Origin of the sequence: Candidatus Symbiopectobacterium sp. 'North America' (genome assembly GCF_015762685.1) — a bacterium.
Classification (GTDB): domain Bacteria; phylum Pseudomonadota; class Gammaproteobacteria; order Enterobacterales; family Enterobacteriaceae; genus Symbiopectobacterium.
In genome coordinates, this window is the sequence record NZ_PEHF01000095.1 from 87,618 (window position 1) to 108,279 (window position 20,662).

The 20,662-nt window shown below is 53.3% G+C and carries 14 protein-coding genes, 1 other RNA gene and 4 pseudogenes; 11 read left to right on the top strand and 8 right to left on the bottom strand.

Annotation, left to right across the window (positions count from 1 at the left end; genetic code table 11):
- The first annotated feature begins 564 nt into the window (after positions 1 to 564).
- The 5 genes and pseudogenes from CS369_RS20335 to CS369_RS20355 all read left to right on the top strand — a co-directional run bounded on the left by CS369_RS20335 (position 565) and on the right by CS369_RS20355 (position 6,934).
- A pseudogene (locus CS369_RS20335) lies at positions 565 to 1,494 on the top strand (TIGR01212 family radical SAM protein).
- Between the two features lie 85 nt (positions 1,495 to 1,579).
- Positions 1,580 to 3,928, top strand: a complete 2,349-nt coding sequence (gene arcB, locus CS369_RS20340) for an aerobic respiration two-component sensor histidine kinase ArcB (RefSeq protein ID WP_196908476.1) — start codon at positions 1,580 to 1,582, stop codon at positions 3,926 to 3,928.
- Between the two features lie 340 nt (positions 3,929 to 4,268).
- The gene (gene elbB, locus CS369_RS20345; protein ID WP_196908546.1) at positions 4,269 to 4,925 is read left to right on the top strand and encodes an isoprenoid biosynthesis glyoxalase ElbB; all 657 of its coding nucleotides are present in this window, start codon (positions 4,269 to 4,271) and stop codon (positions 4,923 to 4,925) included.
- Between the two features lie 52 nt (positions 4,926 to 4,977).
- A pseudogene (gene mtgA / locus CS369_RS20350) lies at positions 4,978 to 5,565 on the top strand (monofunctional biosynthetic peptidoglycan transglycosylase).
- A gap of 100 nt (positions 5,566 to 5,665) precedes the next feature.
- Positions 5,666 to 6,934 carry an alginate lyase family protein gene (locus CS369_RS20355; protein WP_244665144.1) on the top strand — a complete coding sequence of 423 codons (1,269 nt, stop codon included), beginning with the start codon at positions 5,666 to 5,668 and terminating at the stop codon, positions 6,932 to 6,934.
- A gap of 61 nt (positions 6,935 to 6,995) precedes the next feature.
- Here the strand turns inward: CS369_RS20355 and dolP are convergent, their stop codons facing one another.
- The 4 genes from dolP to CS369_RS20375 all read right to left on the bottom strand — a co-directional run bounded on the left by dolP (position 6,996) and on the right by CS369_RS20375 (position 10,559).
- Positions 6,996 to 7,568: a division/outer membrane stress-associated lipid-binding lipoprotein gene (dolP, locus tag CS369_RS20360; RefSeq protein ID WP_196908477.1), complete on the bottom strand. Its 573-nt coding sequence runs from the start codon at positions 7,566 to 7,568 to the stop codon at positions 6,996 to 6,998.
- Between the two features lie 11 nt (positions 7,569 to 7,579).
- The gene (gene diaA / locus CS369_RS20365; RefSeq protein ID WP_195314305.1) at positions 7,580 to 8,170 is read right to left on the bottom strand and encodes a DnaA initiator-associating protein DiaA; all 591 of its coding nucleotides are present in this window, start codon (positions 8,168 to 8,170) and stop codon (positions 7,580 to 7,582) included.
- Positions 8,171 to 8,250: 80 nt separating this feature from the next.
- Entirely contained in the window at positions 8,251 to 8,604 is a 354-nt protein-coding gene (locus CS369_RS20370) for a YraN family protein (protein WP_196908548.1), read from the bottom strand.
- Positions 8,601 to 10,559, bottom strand: a complete 1,959-nt coding sequence (locus tag CS369_RS20375; RefSeq protein WP_196908478.1) for a penicillin-binding protein activator — start codon at positions 10,557 to 10,559, stop codon at positions 8,601 to 8,603. Before CS369_RS20375 ends, CS369_RS20370 begins: the two co-directional genes overlap by 4 nt.
- Before the next feature lie 62 nt (positions 10,560 to 10,621).
- On the opposite strand from CS369_RS20375, the gene rsmI reads away from it, so the two are divergent.
- From rsmI to ygiD, 4 genes and pseudogenes are all read left to right on the top strand, one after another.
- A complete protein-coding gene (rsmI, locus tag CS369_RS20380; protein ID WP_196908479.1) occupies positions 10,622 to 11,515 on the top strand; it encodes a 16S rRNA (cytidine(1402)-2'-O)-methyltransferase in 894 nt (297 codons plus the stop codon).
- Positions 11,516 to 11,534: 19 nt separating this feature from the next.
- Positions 11,535 to 11,913, top strand: an RNA gene (rnpB, locus tag CS369_RS20385) — RNase P RNA component class A.
- An 817-nt stretch (positions 11,914 to 12,730) separates the two neighbouring features.
- A pseudogene (locus CS369_RS20390) lies at positions 12,731 to 14,349 on the top strand (ATP-binding cassette domain-containing protein).
- Positions 14,350 to 14,351: 2 nt separating this feature from the next.
- Positions 14,352 to 14,921: pseudogene (gene ygiD / locus CS369_RS20395) on the top strand (4,5-DOPA dioxygenase extradiol); the annotation flags it as partial.
- A gap of 73 nt (positions 14,922 to 14,994) precedes the next feature.
- On the opposite strand, the gene CS369_RS20400 reads toward ygiD, so the two are convergent.
- The 4 genes from CS369_RS20400 to tolC form a co-directional block, all read right to left on the bottom strand.
- A complete protein-coding gene (locus CS369_RS20400) occupies positions 14,995 to 15,504 on the bottom strand; it encodes a tetratricopeptide repeat protein (protein WP_196908480.1) in 510 nt (169 codons plus the stop codon).
- A 323-nt stretch (positions 15,505 to 15,827) separates the two neighbouring features.
- Positions 15,828 to 16,988, bottom strand: coding sequence for a glutathionylspermidine synthase family protein (locus tag CS369_RS20405; protein WP_196908481.1), 1,161 nt, complete (start codon positions 16,986 to 16,988; stop codon positions 15,828 to 15,830).
- Between the two features lie 11 nt (positions 16,989 to 16,999).
- A complete protein-coding gene (locus CS369_RS20410; RefSeq protein ID WP_196908482.1) occupies positions 17,000 to 17,668 on the bottom strand; it encodes a DUF1190 family protein in 669 nt (222 codons plus the stop codon).
- A gap of 231 nt (positions 17,669 to 17,899) precedes the next feature.
- Complete coding sequence (gene tolC / locus CS369_RS20415; protein ID WP_196908483.1) at positions 17,900 to 19,276, bottom strand: outer membrane channel protein TolC; 1,377 nt, start codon at positions 19,274 to 19,276, stop codon at positions 17,900 to 17,902.
- A 287-nt stretch (positions 19,277 to 19,563) separates the two neighbouring features.
- On the opposite strand from tolC, the gene nudF reads away from it, so the two are divergent.
- Positions 19,564 to 20,196: an ADP-ribose diphosphatase gene (gene nudF / locus CS369_RS20420; RefSeq protein ID WP_196908484.1), complete on the top strand. Its 633-nt coding sequence runs from the start codon at positions 19,564 to 19,566 to the stop codon at positions 20,194 to 20,196.
- Positions 20,197 to 20,200: 4 nt separating this feature from the next.
- Complete coding sequence (locus tag CS369_RS20425; RefSeq protein ID WP_196908485.1) at positions 20,201 to 20,653, top strand: DUF1249 family protein; 453 nt, start codon at positions 20,201 to 20,203, stop codon at positions 20,651 to 20,653.
- The last annotated feature ends 9 nt before the right edge of the window (positions 20,654 to 20,662 follow it).

Sequence of the window (20,662 nt, forward strand, 5' to 3'; positions counted from 1 at the left end):
GGCCTATCGTGACGGTCTTACAAGTGGACTATGACTTGCTTTAAGAGGGAGTCTTTCTTTTCTAACTGCATAAATATAACGAGTCGCGGACTCGTTGGGAAAGCTTCCAGCGGACTCCCAAATTAGCGAGAAAGCCAGTTCAGGTCAAATATCAATGCAAAATGTGCGATTAAGGGATAATTTTTAGTTATGATTATGAAAATAAATTATTTTTTTGAAAAAAATCTCCGTTGGGCTACGCATTGATGGCCGAATGAAGTGTGAGCTGTATCACTATGCAAAAGCGTGAACATCTCGTCACCCTGCTGCGTTATCTCTACGTTATAGAATATTCTGCTGTGGATATCCACTTTTATATTTAATGAAACTCTTTTTAAGTAATGCTTCATCTTTTCATGGTGCGCGCGTAAGGGATTAGAAACTTTAATCAGCGTAGATGTGAGTTTATTTTCACTAAAAGAGAATAAAAATGCATTTCATTGGGATGTGCGTGATTGATCGCGGTCATAACGAACGCAGGAAAGAGAAGGGTAGTCTGCTTTCCCTCAGGGGTTAGGTTAGAATATGCAATTGCAAAAATTAATCAATATGTTTGGCAGGGATTTGCAACGTCGTTATGGTGAAAAGATTCATAAACTGACGCTGCACGGCGGATTTAACTGCCCAAACCGGGATGGCACGCTCGGGAGGGGGGGCACATTCTGCAATGTGGCCTCTTTTGCCGATGAAGCCATGCAGCGCCAAAGCATTGCCGAACAGCTCAACACGCAGGCGGGCAAGGTCAATCGCGCCAAGCGTTATCTGGCCTATTTTCAGGCTTATACCAGTACCTATGGCGAAGTGCAGATGTTGGACCGGCTTTATCAGGAGGCATTGCAACAAGCCGAGATCGTCGGTCTGTGCGTAGGTACGCGCCCCGATTGTGTGCCGGACAGCGTGCTGGATCTGTTGGCAGGTTACCATGCACAAGGCTATGAGGTGTGGCTGGAACTGGGGCTATAGAGCGCCTGGGATAAAACGCTGCATCGCATCAATCGCGGTCACGATTTTGCCTGCTATCAGGAAACCGTGCAGCGTGCGCATCAGCGCGGTTTACGCGTGTGCTGCCACCTGATTGTCGGATTGCCGGGCGAGCTTGCCGATCACTGCATGACGACGCTGCAACGCGTGGTGGATACCGGCGTTGAAGGCATCAAGCTTCACCCTCTGCATATCGTTGACGGTAGCATTATGGCTAAGGCGTGGCGCGCCGGGCGCCTCTGCGAATTGCCGCTGGACACCTACGTCGCCACGGCCGGAGAGATGATTCGCCATACGCCACCAGAGGTGGTGTTCCATCGTATTTCTGCCAGCGCCCGGCGGCCGACGCTGCTGGTACCGCTATGGTGCGAAAACCGCTGGACCGGGATGGTAGAACTGGATTTATACCTTCAGGCACATGGGGTGCAAGGCTCCGCGCTCGGTCAACCATATCAACCGGTTATCTTAGGATAATGTTAACGTGTTGTGCTGATTGTCTCACCGCATCGTACTGAGTTTTACGTTATGATGGTGCGGTGGGTATCCAAGGAAATTCTCTATGAAGCAGATCCGGTTGTTGGCGCAGTACTACGTCGATTTGATGGTAAAGCTCGGACTGGTACGTTTTTCACTGTTGCTGGCCTCGGTGCTGGTGCTGCTGGCGATGGCCGTGCAGATGGCAGTCACGCTGCTGCTGACCGGCAAGGTCGAAGACATCGATGTCGTTCGTTCCGTGTTTTTTGGCCTGTTAATCACCCCCTGGGCGGTCTATTTCCTCTCCGTGGTGGTGGATCAGTTGGAGGAGTCGCGCCAACGTCTGGCTAAGTTGGTGGCGAAGCTGGAGGAGATGCGCCTGCGCGACCAGACGCTGAACGATCAGCTAAAGGGCAATATTACCCAGCTCAATCAGGAGATTGCCGATCGCGAAAAAGCGGAAGAGGCGCGCCTGATGATGCTGAGCAAGCTCAAAGCGGAAATTGCCGGACGCGAACAGGCACAGGTGGAACTGGAGCAACAATCAGCGCTGTTACGATCGTTTTTGGATGCCTCGCCAGACCTGGTTTACTACCGCAATGAAAATAAAGAGTTTTCCGGCTGTAACCGCGCCATGGAACTGCTGTTGGGTCGCAGCCAGAAACAGTTGGTGGGCCTGACGCCAAAAGACGTTTACACCCCCGATGTGGCGGAAAAAGTGACGGAAACGGATGAAAAAGTGTTCCGTCACAACGTGTCACTCACCTATGAACAGTGGCTGGTCTATCCTGACGGGCGCAAAGCCTGTTTTGAACTGCGCAAGGTGCCTTTCTACGACCGAATGGGCAAGCGACACGGGCTGATGGGTTTTGGGCGCGATATAACCGAGCGTAAGCGCTATCAGGACGCGTTAGAGAACGCCAGTAGGGAGAAGACCACCTTCATCTCAACGATCAGCCACGAGCTTCGTACGCCGCTTAATGGCATTGTGGGCCTCAGCCGCATCCTGCTCGATACTCACCTGGATGCGGAACAAGAAAAATACCTCAAAACCCTGCATGTCAGCGCCATCACGCTGGGCAATATCTTTAACGACGTGATCGAGATGGACAAGCAGGAGCGCCGCAAGGTGCAACTGGATAATCAGCCGATTGATTTCATTGGCTTCCTGGCGGATTTGGAAAACCTGGGCGGTTTGCTGGCGCAGCCGAAAGGGTTGCAACTGGTCGTTGAACAGCATCCGCCGTTGCCACAGAGGGTGATTACCGATGGCACGCGTCTGCGCCAGATTCTGTGGAACCTGCTCAGTAACGCGGTGAAATTTACCCAGAAAGGGAACATAGTGGTGCGTGTCTGGCACGACTCGGGCGATCAGTTGCGTTTTGATGTCGAAGACTCTGGCATAGGCATCCCCGAAGATGAGCTGGAGAAAATCTTCGCCATGTACTATCAGGTAAAAGACAAACATGGCGGTAAACCGGCGACCGGTACTGGCATTGGCTTGGCGGTTTCCAAGCGTCTGGTGCAGAACATGGGCGGTGATATTCATGTCACCAGCACGCAGGGCAAAGGTTCTTGCTTTACTCTGACCGTTACCGCCCCGGCGTTGGAAGATGAGGTGATTGTCGGCGGAGAGGATGAGTTGCCGTTACCCGCGCTCAACGTGCTGCTGGTGGAGGACATCGAGCTGAATGTGGTGGTAGCGCGTTCGGTGCTGGAGAAACTGGGCAGCAGCGTGGAAGTGGCGATGACCGGACAGGAAGCGCTGACGATGTTCGATCCGGACGAATTCGATCTGGTGCTGCTGGATATCCAACTGCCGGACATGACCGGGCTGGATGTGGCGCGTGAGCTGCGCAAAAAATATGCCGGACAGAACGTGCCGCAGCTGATTGCTTTAACAGCTAACGTACTGCGCGATAAAAAAGAATATCTCGATGCGGGTATGGACGATGTGCTTAGCAAACCGCTGGCGGTGCCTGCATTAACCTCTGTTATTAAACAGTATTGGGACTATCAGGATGAGCCTGAGCAAGCCACCCCCGATGTGTCGGAGCAGGAACCGGTTCGAGAAGCGTTGCTTGATATTCCCATGTTGCAACAATATCTGGATTTGGTCGGACCGTCGCTGATCCATCAGAGCGTGGCGATGTTTGAGCAGATGATGCCTGGTTATCTTGCCGTGCTGGATTCCAATATGACAGCGCGCGATCAGAAAGGCATCGCGGAAGAGGGGCACAAAATCAAAGGTGCCGCCGGTTCCGTTGGGTTGCGTCATCTACAGCAGGTGGCGCAGCAAATCCAGACCACGACGTTGGCCGCCTGGTGGGACAACTTGCAGGAGTGGATTGACGAACTGAAACACGACTGGCGGCACGATATTGACGTATTGAAAGCCTGGGTGGCTGAACAGAAAAAACGCGCCCGCAAATAGCGGGTGCACGCCAACGCGGTGCGATAAATTGCGGTGTGGATATCGTGAGGATGTGGTCGAAAAGGATTTTCAGGGGCCTAAAAAAAATGACCCCGACCGAGGCCGGGGTGCGCGAATTATGCGCCAACACCAGGGAAACTATGCACCTACTTGATAATTATCAGCAGTTTCAGTTAGCAGGTGCGAGTATTAGCAACGTCGTAAGGTGACGAACCGCTCAAGCAACAAAATAGCAAATGCAGAAATCTTTGTTACAAGAATCATTAAAATGTGTCATATAGATTAGTGTTTGTCAATCAAAAAATCAATTAGTTGATGTAATGAAATGAAGGAAAATATGATGAAACGAGTCAGCATCGTTCTGAGCGGTTGCTGCGTCTATGATGGCACCGAAATTCACGAAGCAGTGCTGACGCTGCTTGCCGTCGATCGTGCGGGGGCTCAGGCGGTATGCTTTGCCCCTGATCAGCCGCAATTTCATGTGGTTAATCACCTGACGGGTGAAGTAACTGGTGAGAATCGCAATATTTTAGTCGAGTCCGCGCGTATCACCCGTGGCAACATTCAGCCACTGTCGCAGGCGGATGCCAGCCAATTGGACGCGTTATTAATTGTTCCCGGCGGTTTTGGTGCGGCGAAGAATCTTAGTGATTTCGCGACCGAAGGCGCAGCGTGTCAGGTTGATGAATCATTGGCGTTACTCACGCAAGAAATTTATAAGCAGAACAAACCAATTGGTTTTATTTGCATCGCTCCGGCACTGTTGCCAAAACTGCTGGGGGAGTCGGTAAGAGTTACAATTGGAAATGATATCGATACCGCAGAATGTATAGAAGAAATGGGCGGTGCGCACATTGTTTGTCCGGTGGATGATATTGTGGTTGATGCGCAGCACAAAGTGGTGACGACACCGGCCTACATGCTGGCGAACTCCATTAGCGAGACGGCCAAAGGCATTGATAAACTGGTTGAACGTGTTTTGGGCTTTACCGAATGAGAGGGTGGGGCAAAAAACGCGGTGTGATCCCGTTGGGATAAAACGTTGAGTAATTCGCGGCGTCCTCTCGTTGCTCGGCCTGTGGCTGGCGGGGATTTTTCTGTTCGCGTTTTTGCCGGTTCCGTTTTCTGCCGTGATGGTGTTGGCGGTGATTGCCGCAGAAGATCAGAAATTCACGGAACATGCCGGGTTTGATATGGCGGCCATCCGGGCAGCGCTGGCGCACAATGAGCGTGACGGTGCTCGGGTGCGCGGTGGCTCGACGCTCACGCAGCAAATGGTGAAAAACCTGTTTCTGTGGGATGGTCGAAGCTGGTTGCGTAAAGGGCTGGAAGCAGGTATCACAGTGGGGGTTGAACTGGTCTGAACCAAACGGCGGATTTTGACGGTCTACCTGAATATTGTGGAGTTCGGACTGGGGATTTTCGGCGTACAGCAGGCGGCACAGCACTTCTTCAACAAGCCCGCCAGCCGCTTGACGGCTGGTGAAGCGGCGCTGTTGGCAGCAGTGTTGCCGAACCCGATTCGCTTTCGGGTTAATGCGCCATCACGCTATGTGAGCCAACGCCAACAGTGGATATTGCGTCAAATGTCCCAGATAGGGGGCGAAGCGTTTTTACGGACTAACGGACTGCGTTGAAGGTTGGCTTGCCCTGTGCCGTTCGTGCGTTTGACTATCGTTGAAAGGGGAAGTTATGCGAGTGGTGATGTTTAACAGGCTGGCACGCGTGTGTGCGCTGATGCTGTGGGTTATTGGCGGTGTCGTCATGCAGGCACTGGCGCAGGAACGTCACGACGATCCTTACGCGTTTTTGCAACAGTCGGTGTTGACGACGGTCAAGCAGCAACTGCGGCAGGGCACGGAGAAACCGCAAACGCGACTCGCTTACACCGAACTGGTCGCTCAGGCAGAAAAAGCACTTAACAAACCCAACTCGAGCGTGGCGGAAAAGGGGATGACGCCACCCAGTGGCTCTAAACACGATTATATGAGCCTCAGCGTCTACTGGTGGCCCGATAGCAACAAATCTAATGGATTGCCTTGGGTGCGCCGTGACGGCATTATAAACCCTGTCAGCAAGAGTGATGACATCGACGGCGTTCGTTTGGAAGATTTTACCGATCAGGTGTACACGCTGACGTTAGCCTGGTACTTCTCCGATAACGCTGCCTATGCCGATAAGGCGATTTCGCTGATTCGAACCTGGTTTATCGACCCTGAAACCCGCATGAATCCCAACCTTGATTTTGCTCAGGGCGTGCCAGGCATTGCGCCAGGACGCGGAGCAGGCGTGCTCGACGGACGTTACTTCTCCACCCGCATTGTGGATGCACTGATTATGCTGCGCGACTACCAGGGATGGAAAAAAGAGGATGACTCGCAGATGCGTGAGTGGATGACGTCCTATCTGGGGTGGTTGCAGACCAGCAAGCTGGCGAAGCGGGAATCGGAAGCGAAGAACAATCACGGTAGCTGGTACGCCGCGCAGGTGGCCGGTATTGCCTGGTATCTCGATAAGAAAGACGTGGTCTCTGCGATGGCCGCGCTACAACGTACCAAGCTGAATCACCAGATTCAGGATGACGGCGCGCAGCCGGAAGAGCTTTCTCGCACCCGTTCCTTTCACTACAGCTATTTCAACCTGCAAGCCATTACCAAAATGGCGATATTGGCAGACAAGGTAGGCGAAGATCTGTGGCGTTATCGCACGCCGCAGGGCAGCGGTATCGCTAACGCCTTTAATTTCCTGGCCCCTTATCTGGACAAAGATAACCGCTGGCCTTACAAATCGTTCGATCAGAAAAGCGCACGGTTAATTCCCCTGATGCTGCGGGTGGATGAGGCCAAGGGCAATACGCGTTACCGTAACCGCATTGAAAAAGCAGGGTTTTCCACCTTCCTGTCCAGTATGACTCGTGACAAGCAGGATGTCGGCGGCGAAATTGGTCAAGAGACGCGCCGCGACGTTTGGCTGCTCTCCTCGCTGGCCAGTGCGCCTGGCGCGTAATTCGGATACTGGAAAATGAAAAAGGGTGCCGAGGCACCCTTTTTCTTGCTACGACGTGCGATTATTCCAGGAAGGTGAACGCCGTCGTCACGTGTTTCACGCCACTCACTTTGCTGGCAATTTCAGCAGCGGAACGGCCTTCGCGCTGGGTGACCAGACCCAGCAGGAAGACTTCACCGTTCTCGGTCGTCACTTTCACGTTGGATGATTTTACCGTATCTGTGGCAAGCAACTGGGAACGCACTTTGGTGGTGATCCAGGTATCCATGGAAGCGGTGCCCATAGATACCGGGGTGCCTTTACGAATCTCGTTATAGACTTCCGTCGCACCATCTACACCCATGGCTATCTGTTTCGCCCGGCTGGCCAGGTCGGTGGTGGGAGCCTGACCGGTCAGTAACACCTTACCCTGATAGGCTGTCGCTACGATGCGTGCGTCTTTGGATAACTGCTGATCTTTGCTGATGGCGTTAGAGACACGGACTTCCAATGTACCATCATCCACCTGCGTGCCTACCGTGCGTGGGTCGGTCGCAGTCTTGGTGGCAACAGCACCGCCAACGGCAGCGACGCCAATACAACCTTGCAGCAACAGGGCGACAGACAGCACGGCAAATGCAGAACATATCCTCATGGGGGTGCTCCTTAATCGTTCTGGTGTGGGAAAAGGGAATTATCAATCAAATCGCACAGGCAATTAACGGTCAGCATGTGCATCTCCTGCACACGCGCACTGCGGTGTGAAGGTATACGTATTTCAACATCCTGCGGGCCAAGCAAACCGGCCAGCTCCCCGCCGTCGTAACCGGTCAGCGCGACAATCGTCATATCACGCGTCACAGCGGCTTCCACGGCTTTCACTATATCTCGGCTGTTGCCTCGGGTGGAGATCGCCAGCAAGATATCGCCCGCTTGCCCCAATGCACGCACCTGTTTTGCGTACACTTCTTCATGCAGACGATCGTTTGCTATCGCGGTTAAGACCACATTATCCGCATTTAGTGCAATCGCCGGTAAACTGGGGCGCTCCGCTTCGAATCGGTTGATCATGCTAGCGGCAAAATGCTGTGCGTTAGCGGCGGAAGTCCCATTGCCACAGCACAGGATTTTGTTACCGTTGAGTAATGAGTGCACCAGCGCAGTGGCTGCTCTGGCGATCGCATCGGGTAGGGCTTCCGCTGCGGCGATTTGTGTTTGAATACTTTCGGTGAAACAAACTTTTATTCTATCCAGCACGGTACATTAACCTATTTTGCAAGCGATCCATTGAGCAATGCGATCTTTTCTCTGACAACGACACCGTCCAGATGCGGTGTTTACGCGCCAAAGGCGTTTGGCAACCAATCATAGTGTTCGCCGGTAATCGCCAGTATATCGAATCGGCAGCTTGTCGTGTCAAAACTCTGCTGTCGCTGCGCCAGCCACAGCGCAGCAGCATGCAATAACCGCTGTTGCTTGCGGGGCGTCACACTCTCTGCTGCCGAACCAAATTGCGCATTTTTGCGGTAACGTACCTCGACAAAGACCCAGGTGTGTCCATCCCGCATAATCAAATCCAGCTCACCGCCGCGACAATTCACGTTGGCGGCAACGAACGTCAGCCCGGCGTGGTGTTCCAGATAGCGCCGGGCGTGCTGCTCATAGTGTGTGCCTGTCGCTCGCCGATTCAGGGAACGGGCACCAACTGGCCTTGGCGATATTGCAGCCAGGTTAATTGGCGATTGATAACGCAATCTGCGCTGGCCGTTAACGTGCCCGTTGCGCCAGTAATTTGCTGGCTGGACGACTGAAGTAAATCGGTAAAGTGATTCGCCAACGCCCAGGCATCCATCCCCATGGCATAGAGGCGCACCAGTGAGTAGTCATTCTTGAACTGGCTAACCACTTGTTGCATCAGCGCTGGGTTGCTGCCTGCCAGCAAGGGGATCTCACTGAACTGAAGGCCTTCCATTTCAAGACGGAAATCTGGCCCCAACCCTGCCTGGAAACTACGCGAACTGGCGTATAACGCCGGGCGTGATTGCGAGGTGGTGCGCATATCGATCATCGGTTTAATCAACGCCAATTCATCCGGCGTCGCCAGAATGTAAACCGCGTCGACATTGCCGCTGACGGTGGGTTCAATCTGTGCCGGGATGGTTAACCCACCGATGGTTGTGCCCGGCTGTGCCGCTGAGGACATTACATTGACTGGCTGACCGTTCAGGCTCAACCCAGCACCGCTGTTGATAGCCTGTTTCAGCTCTGCGGTATTACCAAAGCGTTGTTGCAGCAGCGTATTACCGCCCTGACTTTGCCAAGCTTGGGCAAAGGCATTAATCACGCGATCGCCCAACGCGCCGCGTGGCACCAGCAGCAGCGGCTGTTGTTTGCCTTGGCGGTGAATAAATTGCGCCGCGTCGCTCGCTTCATCTTCCGGTGACAGGGCGAAAAAGCACATGTTGGGGGTGTTTTGCACATGCTCGGGCTGATTGAGCGCCAGAATGTTCACCGTAGTTTGCTGACTGGTGAGTTGCTCAACGTTGTTTTTCAACAATGGCCCAACAATAAGTGATGCGCCATCCTTCTGCGCTTGTGCGACCAGATTAGCTACGGGCTGCGACGTGGTGTCGTAGACTTTCACTGACACGCCGCTGGCGGCTTCAGAAGTCGGTGACACGCTAGCTGGCGTGGCGTACGGGGCACTGATTGACGTTACCGTCCCGTTGTCTGTTGCTGCGGAGGCCGTATCGGCAGGCGCGCTGTACGCCATGCTGGACTGACCGCTTTTCGCGGCATTAAAGCCCAGTTGGATGGCATTGGCGAACACCTGTGCCTGACCGTTGAGCGGCAGCAGCAGGGCGATGCCACTGCCGATACTACCACCAGCCACCGGCAAGGCGGTCTGGACTGATGCCAGAGGCGTTGGCAGCGTTTGTGCCGTTGGGTGGCGCGGATAGCGCGTTTGCCAGTCGCTCAGCGCGGCTTTCAACTGGTCGCTCGACTCGCGGTTGTTCTGGTAGGTGGTGAGCAAATCCATCCATCCGGCCAGCACATTCTCATTGGCGTTGATCAGCACGCTACTGGCTGCTTGCGCAGACATCTGTGTCAGGGCAACCCAGTCGATATTTTTTTGATGCTCATCGCCTTTGAGCTGCGGTTCTTGGGCGATATAGGCACGCAGCAAGTCAGCAGAGGGCTGGCCTTGATGTGCGTTGATCTGCGCCTGATAGTAACGCGCTTGTTGATCGGCGGAGAGTGCGCTGACGTCCAGCCCTTGCAGTGCGGCGGTTGTGCCGTTGCTGTCATTGTTGGAGGCGGCAATTTCCGCTTTTAGCAGTTGCTGCTCACGCTGTTGCGGTTGTGCCAACTGCGCAGGCAATGCGTTGAACTGTTCGGTTGCCTGAGGGAGCTTTCCTTCCTGAACCAAGGCACGAATCGCAAGTAATTGCCAGCCAGCCTTGTTATTATCTCGGCTCTGCTCCATTTGTTGCAGGTAGTAGTAAGAGGAAGCTCCGGCCTGACCTTGAACATCAGGTGAAGGCGGCTGTGGCGCCTGGCCTGGACATCCCGCAAGAAGCAGCGCCGCGAATAACACAGACGCGATACGCCCTGTTTGCGAACGGACGAAATGATTGGGAAGCATACTGTATCCAGTGGTTTTTTTATAAAGATGCTCAATATTAAATCGGCAACCCGGATGAAACAATGAATCATGAACAACAAGCAGACATTTCTGCATCCACGCTTTACATTGTGCCAACGCCCATTGGCAATCTGGGCGACATCACAGAACGTGCACTGAGCGTACTGCGCGGGGTGGATGTGGTTGTCGCGGAGGATACGCGCCATACCGGCCTGTTATTGCAACATTTTGCCATCAGTGCGCGCTTATTTGCACTGCACGATCACAACGAACAGCAAAAGGCCGACCATCTGCTGACCAAGCTTCAGCAAGGACAATCCATTGCGCTGGTGTCAGATGCAGGGACGCCGTTGATTAACGATCCCGGTTACCATCTGGTGCGCCGCTGTCGTGAAGCGGGCGTGCGCGTGGTGCCATTACCGGGGCCGTGCGCGGCGATCACGGCTCTGTCGGCGGCAGGCATTGCTTCGGATCGTTTTTGTTACGAAGGGTTTCTGCCCGCCAAAACCAAAGCGCGTCAGGACCGCTTACTGCAACTGTCTGAAGAGACTCGCACGCTGATTTTCTACGAATCCACCCACCGCTTGATTGACAGCCTGGCCGATATAGCAACGGTGCAGGGGGAATCACGTTATGTGGTGCTGGCGCGCGAGCTGACCAAAACCTGGGAGTCGATTCAGGGGGCCCCGGTGGGTGAACTGCTGGCCTGGGTGCAAGAAGACGAAAATCGCCGCAAGGGTGAGATGGTGCTGATCGTAGAAGGTTTCCAACCGGATGATAGCGAGCTTTCAGCGGAAGCGCTGCGTACCCTGGCGCTGCTGCGCGCTGAATTGCCGTTGAAAAAGGCGGCGTCTCTGGCGGCGGAAATCCACGGCGTGAAAAAGAACGCGCTGTATCGCTATGCGTTGGCGCAAAATGAGGCGGATGACGACGCAGAGGATGACAATCGAGACTAATTCGCTTATCATTCGCGCCGAAGTTGACCAGACAGTCGCCGCTTCATGGTTGTCCCTTTCGGGGGATACGCGTGGAGGGGAGGAAAGTCCGGGCTCCATAGGGCAGGGTGCCAGGTAACGCCTGGGAGGGTAAAACCTACGACCAGTGCAACAGAGAGCAAACCGCCGATGGCCCACGCAAGTGGGATCAGGTAAGGGTGAAAGGGTGCGGTAAGAGCGCACCGCGCGGCGGGTAACCGTTCGCGGCACGGTAAACTCCACCCGGAGCAAGGCCAAATAGGGGTTCACATGGTACGGCCCGTACTGAACCCGGGTAGGCTGCTTGAGCCAGTGCGTGAGTGCTGGCTTAGATGAATGACTGTCCACGACAGAACCCGGCTTATCGGTCGACTTCACCTCTTAAAAAACCCCGCTTCGGCGGGGTTTTTACATTTTAACCACTCTCCTCGTTACAGCAACCTGGCATACCTGGCCGGAGCTTTTCTTGGTATTTGCTGTGCAAAATGCACGCTAAGATTAACTCGTTTAACGACGGCAGGCCGCTATCGACTAATAATCCCTATTTGTGAATGGAGGTACAATGAGCGTAAACCTAGGCAGCATTACTCCAGGAATTCTAAAAAGGCTTGCTACCCAGGTTCCTTCAAGCGGAAATTCGGTAGAGTAGAAGATTCAAAAATTGCACAAACAGATCGTTAAACTGGTTAAAGCGCTGAAAGAGTTAACCGGGAAAGCGGCTGGGGCAGAATCATATGAAGAACGCAATGCGTTGAGAAAACAAATAAAAGTCATTCAATAGCAAATTCAGGCTCTTTACGCAGAAATTTCTCGACTACAAAGGCAAGACGCTGAGAAGAACAGCGTGGTCTCTGCTGCGACAACAACGCGTAAGGCTGATTTATCGCAAGATAGGACGAGCAAACGCGGTCACCAGATTAATATTTACGCTTAGGTTTTGCTCTTTCAGCACTCAGCAGATTGTGGGACTTAAGTAAAAAATCCCCGCTGAATAATGATACTTGGCCTTTGTATATCTCGTTTCTTAACGAGATAAAAATTAATCTTGAATCAGGTCCTGCTGTCCATTAACATTTGCTGCGACAAAATTCTCGTCTCACCGGAGCACACACGAAAAACAAACAAACACGACTGATGAATTCGGATCCTTGCGAATGCGTTATCGAGGATGACTATTGATTTAATTCAGGAGTGCTTATGGCTCATTGTGCGCAATCCCCTGCTTTTCTTTTGCATCAGGTCACCTGCCAATTCGCGACTGGCTTGACACTTTTCGGTCCGCTTAATCTATTGCTTGAACCATCATTGTGCGGCCTTGTCGGGCGTAACGGCTGCGGAAAAACGTCGCTGCTGCGTCTGCTGGCAGGGCAAGAGGTTCCCGCTTTCGGTCATATTGAACGCGCGGGCTCTCTGGTTTATGTTGCTCAGCAGCATAGGATTTTATCAACTACAACGCTGGCTGATCTGCTGGGTTACCAGAATATTTTTGCCGCGCGCCAGCGCGTCGAGTCAGGCGACTATCAGTTGGAAGATCTCGAACTTCTAGAGGGGGCCTGGGATTTACAAGAGCGTTTGGCGGCGTCGTTTGCCGAAGCCCGCTTGCCGGCATTTGTTCCTGATAAACGTGCTGCTGAGTTGAGCGGCGGTGAACGCGTTCGGGCACTGTTGTGCGCGGCATTTATGGCTGATGCTGACTATTTACTGCTTGATGAACCGACGAACCACCTCGATCGACAGGCGAGAACGTGGTTTTACGATAAGCTTGCCCAGCGACGCGGCGGCGCATTGGTGGCAACTCACGATCGTGAACTACTAGCGATGATGCCGCGCATTTTGGAACTGACCCCGACGGGTCTGCGCAACTATGGCGGCAATTATGATGACTATCAGCGGCAGCGCCAAGCTGAGCAGCAGGCTGCTCAGGCAGCATTGGAACATGCCACTACCGAGCGTCGGCGCACCCGAATGCGTTTGCAAAAATAGCATGATGCCAGTCAGCAGCGCTCGGCACAGACCCTACGCACGGTAATTCACTGAATATCGCCTCATTTGAGCGGGTGCAATACAAAGCGGCGGCAAAAGCGCGTTTAGGCACGCTGCGTAAACAGCACCGTGAGCAAAATGATGTGCTTAATGCTGCTGTCTGTGAGATGCGGGGAAGGGTCGAGGAAGATAGCCCGATATTATTTACGCTGCCAGGAAGCCATGTCGCCCCCAATAAACCGGTGTTGGTGCTGGATGATCTCGTATTGCCCCACATCGTGAATGCGCCTTTCAACTGGAGGATAGATGGCCCGATGCGGGTAGCGATGCGTGGGCCGAATGGCTGCGGCAAATCGACCATGCTCAAGGTGATGATGGGAGACGAAACGCCGGTATTGGGTGACTGTCGTGTTTCAGTCACCACGGCTTATCTTGACCAGCATTTGTCGAGTTTGGATCTCTCGTTGTCGGTAATGGCACACCTTAATGCCGACGATACGCCGCTGGAGGAGGGGGTCTTGCGTACCCGGTTGGCGCAACTGCAACTGGATGCGAATAAAGTGGGTCTACCTTTGGCATCATTAAGCGGCGGTGAGCGTTTGAAGGCGGCTTTGGCTTGTGTGCTGTGGCGCCGCGATGCTGCACAATTGCTGTTGCTGGATGAACCCACCAACCATCTCGATCTTACGTCAACGCAGGCGATTGAGGCTGCGTTATCCACGTTTCCGGGGGCAATGATTGTGGTATCGCACGATGAAGCCTTTCTTTCTGGTTTGAGGCTTACGCACAGCCTCGAATGGCGGGAAACGGGATGGCAGTGTGAACATGAGTAGCTAAGGCGCTGTTTGATACTCAGTATCCGGCACCGGGATCGCCTGAATTGGCGGAGCGCATTCAACAGGCGCTGGCACCGCTGCCGGTGATTGCTGACCACGAGCAATGGGGGTTTGACCACGGTTTTTGGGGCGTGTTGATCAAAATGTACCCGGATGCGGATATTCCTGTGGTGCAACTGAGCGTGGACGGTACGCAATCGGCAGAGTATAATTACCAGTTGTGGACCAAACTGGTAGCGCTGCGTGATGAAGGCTATATGATTGTCGCCAGCGGCAACGTGGTGTATAACCTGCGCATGGTGAAATGGGATGGCGATGCCACGCCTTATGACTGGGCGGTTTCCTTCAATCAGTTTGTCAAAGACAATCTGAACTATCAGGGCGATAACCACCCGTTGGTGGACTTTATGCAACATAAGGGGGCGGCGTTGTCGAACCCGACGTCTGGCCACTTTTTACCGCTGCTCTATGTGCTGGGCAGTTGGGATGGCAAAGAACCCATCACGGTACCCGTCGATGGTATTGTGATGGGTGCCTTGAGTATGCTGTCGGTACAAGTGGGCGGTTAAGTTTGAATATCAAGCCCGTGCATAGCACGGGCTTGTCTTATCCGTGGTGGCATCAGCCTGTTTTTAAGCGAGTCTAAAATACCTGCGCTGTTTTTTTGTGGCTCTCGGACGCTTTGGCATTATTCAGCAGGCGGTTTGCCCAAAATGCTGATGCTTTAGCATCTTTCTTCAACGCTTTGCCATCGGCGAGCAGGCTTGCCAGCGCCATTTGCGCGATGGGTAAATTAGCATCGGCCGCTTTGGCCAGGTACGCCTGCCCCTGCTGAGGATCGTGTGGAATTCTTTTCGAGGTAAAGTAGGTTTTGCCTACCGCAAACTGCGAGGGCAGATGCCCACCGTCCGCTGCGCGTTTCAGCCACACAAACCCTTCTTTCCAGGGGCTATCTGAACCGCTGGTGGTCAGGTTGTAAGCCAGGCGGTTCTGCGCTTCCAGATCACCCTGCTCTGCGCGTTTTACCAGGTCGGTATCTTCATCGTAGATGGCCTTTACATCGGGAGGCAGAGAAGCGGTGCTGGCGGCATGGGCGGTAAACAAAGTGCTGACGGCGCAAAGCAGCAGCGCAGACAGAAATCGCTTTTTCATAAAAGTCCTTTTTCCATGAAGTAAATAACGCTATTGAATATCGGCGAAGAGAGCGTGTTCTTTAATTTTCTCAGAAATTAATTCAATTAAATCATGATATTAGCATTGTGCCACTAAATAATTATCGTTTCCGGTGATTGAAGCTGCTGACAAACTTATCTAAAACCGCCACTTTCCGCCCACTTCCGTCATTCCCGCTTATCTTCGTCATTCCCGCACAGGCGGGAATCTCTGGCAAGTGAAACGCGTTTCTTCTCACAGAGATCCCCGGCTTTCGCCGAGGATGACGAAGGGAATAAAGCGGCTTTTCCTGGCAGTAAGAATCAGTCCAGAATGATATGCGGGTAAAAGCGTGACAGATCCTGAGTGATCAGTTCGCGATCTTCGCGCAAGCCAATACCGCACGGCTGATCGTTGACTAACCAACTGCCGATCACCGTATGGCTGTCACCAAAGGTTGGCAGTGGATGATACTGCTGAACTATCTTGCCTTCTTCGCCGTAAGGGCCATCTACAGCGGCGATCTGCTGCCCATTTTTCACGATCTGAATATTGGCACCTTCACGTGAGAACAGCGGTTTTACCACGTAGCTGTCGAGTGGCTGGTGGTCGTCATCGGCAAAATAGGCGGGCAGCAAGTTGGGATGGTTGGGGAACATTTCCCATAGCATCGGCAGCAACGCCTTGTTGGAGATGATGCTTTTCCAGGCCGGTTCCAGCAAGCGCACGCCCGCATCTTCCAGCTTGGTGGAAAATATTTCGCGCAGCATAAATTCCCACGGGTAGAGCTTGAACAGGTTGCCGATCACCTGATTTTGCATATCGGTGAACTGGCCTTTTTCACCCAGCCCAATCTCTTCCATGTAGAGGAATTCCGTGGGCACGCCCGCTTCCAGCGCGCAATCCTGAAGGTACTGCACCGTACCGCGATCTTCTTCGGTATCCTGACAGCAGGCCATATGCAGCAGGCCGAAGCCGTGATTAAGGCGCAGCTCTTCAAAGCGGGCGATCAGTGCTTCCTGAATGCTGTTGTACTGATCGGCATTTTGCGGTAGCTTACCGGCTTCTTTATGATCTTCCAGCCATAACCATTGAAAAAAGGCCGCTTCATACAGCGATGTCGGCGTATCGGCATTGTTTTCCAGCAGTTTGGCCGGGCCTTTTCCGTCATAGGCCAGATCGAGGCGCGAGTAGAGCGAGGGCTGCAGGCTGCGCCATGAGCTTCTGACAAATTCCCAGGTGTGCTTGGGTATGCAGAATTTGGTCAGCAATGCATCGCTGCTGACCACCTTCTCGACCACTTGCAGACACATCTGGTGCAGTTCTGCGGTTGCCGCTTCCAGCTCTTCAATCTGCGCCAATGTGAACTGGTAGTAAGCATTTTCACACCAGTAGGGCTCGCCGTACATGGTGTGAAAGTTGAAACCAAACTCTGTAGCCTTTTCACGCCAATCTGGGCGTTCGGCAATATCAACGCGCTTCATGCTTATGTCCCTTAGCCACCCATACTGCGAGAAGATGAGCTGGAACCGATGCTGGCGCTGCTACGTTGCATACTGGTCTGCTTGGCGACGCTTTCGCCAAAACCACCACGGGTGATGGTGTTAGTGGTCGCGGGTTTAGGAGCTAGTGCTGTTTTGGGGACCGTAACGGTGCGACCGGAGGTGGCAGCGCCGTAGCTTTTACCACTGGCGTCAACGAACTGGCCGTTGGCCGGGCTTGCCGGAGAGCGGGAAGAGAACAGCGGCTGTTGGGCAAAGCCTGCGCCACCGCTCATCATGCGGCCCATCATGTAACCGGCCATCAGCGGCATCCAGGAACTGCTGGTTTGCGTTGGTTGAGCGGCGGTGCCTGCCTGAGCAGGTACTGGCGTACATTGCGCTTCGCCAAATTCTGCGACGCAGTCTTCTTTGCTGGCGTATTTCGGTGCGGTTTTTTCGGCTTCTTTCAGTGCGTTGTTGTACGCTGTGGTGCACTGCGCGCTCATGGACGGGTTCGCCGCCGAGCAGTCATCCGCATTTTTATACATCGACACAGTTTCGTCAGTCTGTTCGCAACCGGCCAGAATAAATGCAGTGCCGATCGCAAGCGCGATCGGTGCCAGACGATAGGAGCGCCACCCTTTTCGGAAAGCGTCCTTCTGTATGTTTTCTGTACGTTTCATATGGTTATCCCAAAGGGTAAGGCGTCAATGCCAAAGGTGTGCCAAGTGTGCATTAGCATAGGGGATGGCTGGCTGAATTTAAAGCATTACGCCTGTCAGAATGCCTGCTCTTTACGTTGCTATACATTTTATTGCGCGCTTGGATGGCTTGGAATAAATCAGAGTCAAACAAAAAGGAGATACGCTGGGTATCTCCTTAAGGTAGTTAACTGCCTGACGGGGACGACGTCATTAGCCGCGCGGTGCTCTCGGCTCCGGCGCGCTGTTGTCAGTAAAGACTGGTGACGTGGAAACGTCCTGACCTAACGCGCCGTTCAGCGTCTGCAAGTCGTTTTCATTCAAGGTGCCCAACGCTGACTTGATATTCAACTGGTTGATCAGGTAGTCGTAACGCGAGTTAGAAAGCTGCTGCTTAGCGTTATATAACGTGGTGGTGGCATCCAACACGTCGACGATAGTACGAGTACCCACCTGATAGCCCGCTTCCATCGCGTCCAAGGAGCTTTGCGCTGACACTTCGGCCTGTTTGTAAGCGTTGATGCTGCTGATCGAGGCAGAAATATTGTTAAACGAGGAGCGCACAGTCTGCACCACGGAGCGATGCGCGCTTTCCAGCAGTTCGCTGGCGCTAACAAAGCTGTGCTGTGCCTGTTTTACGCGTGAGCTGGTGGCACCACCGCTGTAGAGCGGCACGGTTAATGACAGGCCGATTTTGTTTTGGCCTGCATCAAGATCCCTTGAGGTATTATTGGAACCGGTGTTACGCGTGTTGCTGACGCAGGAGGAAGCCGTCAGATCCAACGTTGGCATATGACCGGTTTCCGCTGAACGAATCTGCTCACGCGTCAGATCCTGGCTCAAGCGAGCGGACAACAGGCTCAGGTTATGGTTTTCCGCGTCTTTCAGTAAGGTGGCGATAGCACCCGGTTTCTCGGTGGAGAAACGGGTGATGTTCAGCCCCGCCAGTTGCGGATAGAAGTTGCCGCTGACCTGACGCAGATTTTCCAGCGCGTTATCCAGCGTGTTGCGAGCGGAGACTTCGCTGGCCAATACGCTGTCATATTGCGCGCGGGCGTTTTGTACGTCGGTGATAGCGACCAAACCGACATTAAAGCGCTGAGTGGTTTGATCGAGCTGGCGGTAAATGGCCTGTTTCTGGGCGTTAACGTAGGAGAGCGCGTCAATGGCGCGCAGCACGTTGAAATAAGCCGTGGCCGTATCCAGGATCAATGACTGCTGTGCGGTCTGGTAGGTCACATCTTGAATGCCCGCCTGCTTTTCTTGCAGCGTCAGAGCGCGCCATTTCGATATATCAAACAGGGTCTGGGTCAACTGCAAGGAACCGCTGGTAACGTTGCTGTTCACGCCATTGCTATCGCGAAAACCTTTGGTGTAACCGTAGTCGGCACCGAGCCCGAGTTGTGGCAACAGGGGACTGCGAGCCTCATTGATTTTCTCGAAAGCGGCATCACGGGTGGCAGCCGAGCTGCGCAAATCCGGGTTGGTGGTTTTAGCTTGTTGATAGACCTGTAACATATTTTCCGCGTGACCCACGGCGCTAAAGCCGCTCAGGCTCAGACCAATAAGAAGAGGGAGCAATTTCTTCATGTGCATTCCTTGTTGTGCAGCTAAGGCAACGATGTAGCGGAGATAGCGCTGTCAAAAAACGAATCCGGCAGATTCTATCAGAATGTGCCAATAGGATAAGTTGGCTGAACGTGCCATCTTCCCCCTGACCGACCCCATTAGGGGGTTTAATTTGCTCTCATACCCTAACGTTTGGTCAAATAGGTGTTCTATTAATCCAATTTATCACAAAGCATCGCAAGTATGATGTCCATCTTGATACATGAGACACATCCCCGTACCTGCTGTTGCTCGCAAGGAGTTGAGGTATGGCTGTGTCTGCGTCCCATCCGGCGACTTTCCATAAAGACGATGTAGAAATTATTGCACGAGAGTCGCTGTACGATGGTTTTTTTTCGCTCGAGCGCTACCGTTTTCGTCATCGGTTGTTTAACGGTGAGATGAGCGGTGAAGTCAGCCGAGAAATTCTGGAGCGTGGTCATGCAGTTGTGCTGCTGCCCTACGATCCGGTACGGGACGAAGTGGTGTTGATTGAACAGATCCGCATTGCCGCTTATGACACCAGTCCGACCCCGTGGCTGTTTGAACTGGTGGCTGGCATGATTGAGTCAGGTGAATCTCTGGAAGCGGTGGCGCGACGTGAAGCGCAGGAAGAGGCAGGTCTCAACGTCGGACGCTGTAAACCGATTATCAGCTATCTGGCGAGCCCGGGTGGCACCAGTGAGCGTCTGGCGGTGATGGTGGGCGAAGTCGATGCCCGTGCCGCACAGGGTATTCACGGTCTGGCCGAAGAGAATGAAGACATTCGGGTGCATGTCGTCAGCCGCGAACAGAGCTACGCCTGGGTGGAAAGTGGAATTATTGATAACGCGGCGTCTGTCATTGCGCTGCAATGGTTGGCGTTGCACCATACGCAATTGAGACAGGCGTGGACGGAGTAAACGGATGAAACGCTACACCCCGGATTTTCCGGCCATGATGCGGCTGTGCGAAATGAATTTCGCACAATTACGCCGTTTATTGCCGCGAAAGGATGAAGTCGGAGAAAGTGCGGTTTATCATGTAAATAGTGCAAGCTATCGCTTAACGATAGTGGAATCGACGCGTTATACCTCATTGGTTGAAATCCAGCAGATTGCGCCCGCCGTCAGCTATTGGAGCCTGCCAACGTTGAGCGTGCGACTCTACCACGACGCGCTGGTTGCGGAAGTGTGTGCCAGTCAGCAGATCTACCGTTTTAAAACACGTTATGATTACCCGAATAAAAAATTGCATCAACGTGATGAAAAGCATCAAATTAATCAGTTTCTTGCTGATTGGCTAAGGTACTGCCTGGCGCATGGTTTTACATCGGCACCGCGAAATGCCGATTCCAGTCTGTTAGACAAATTTCAGTAACCAAGGATA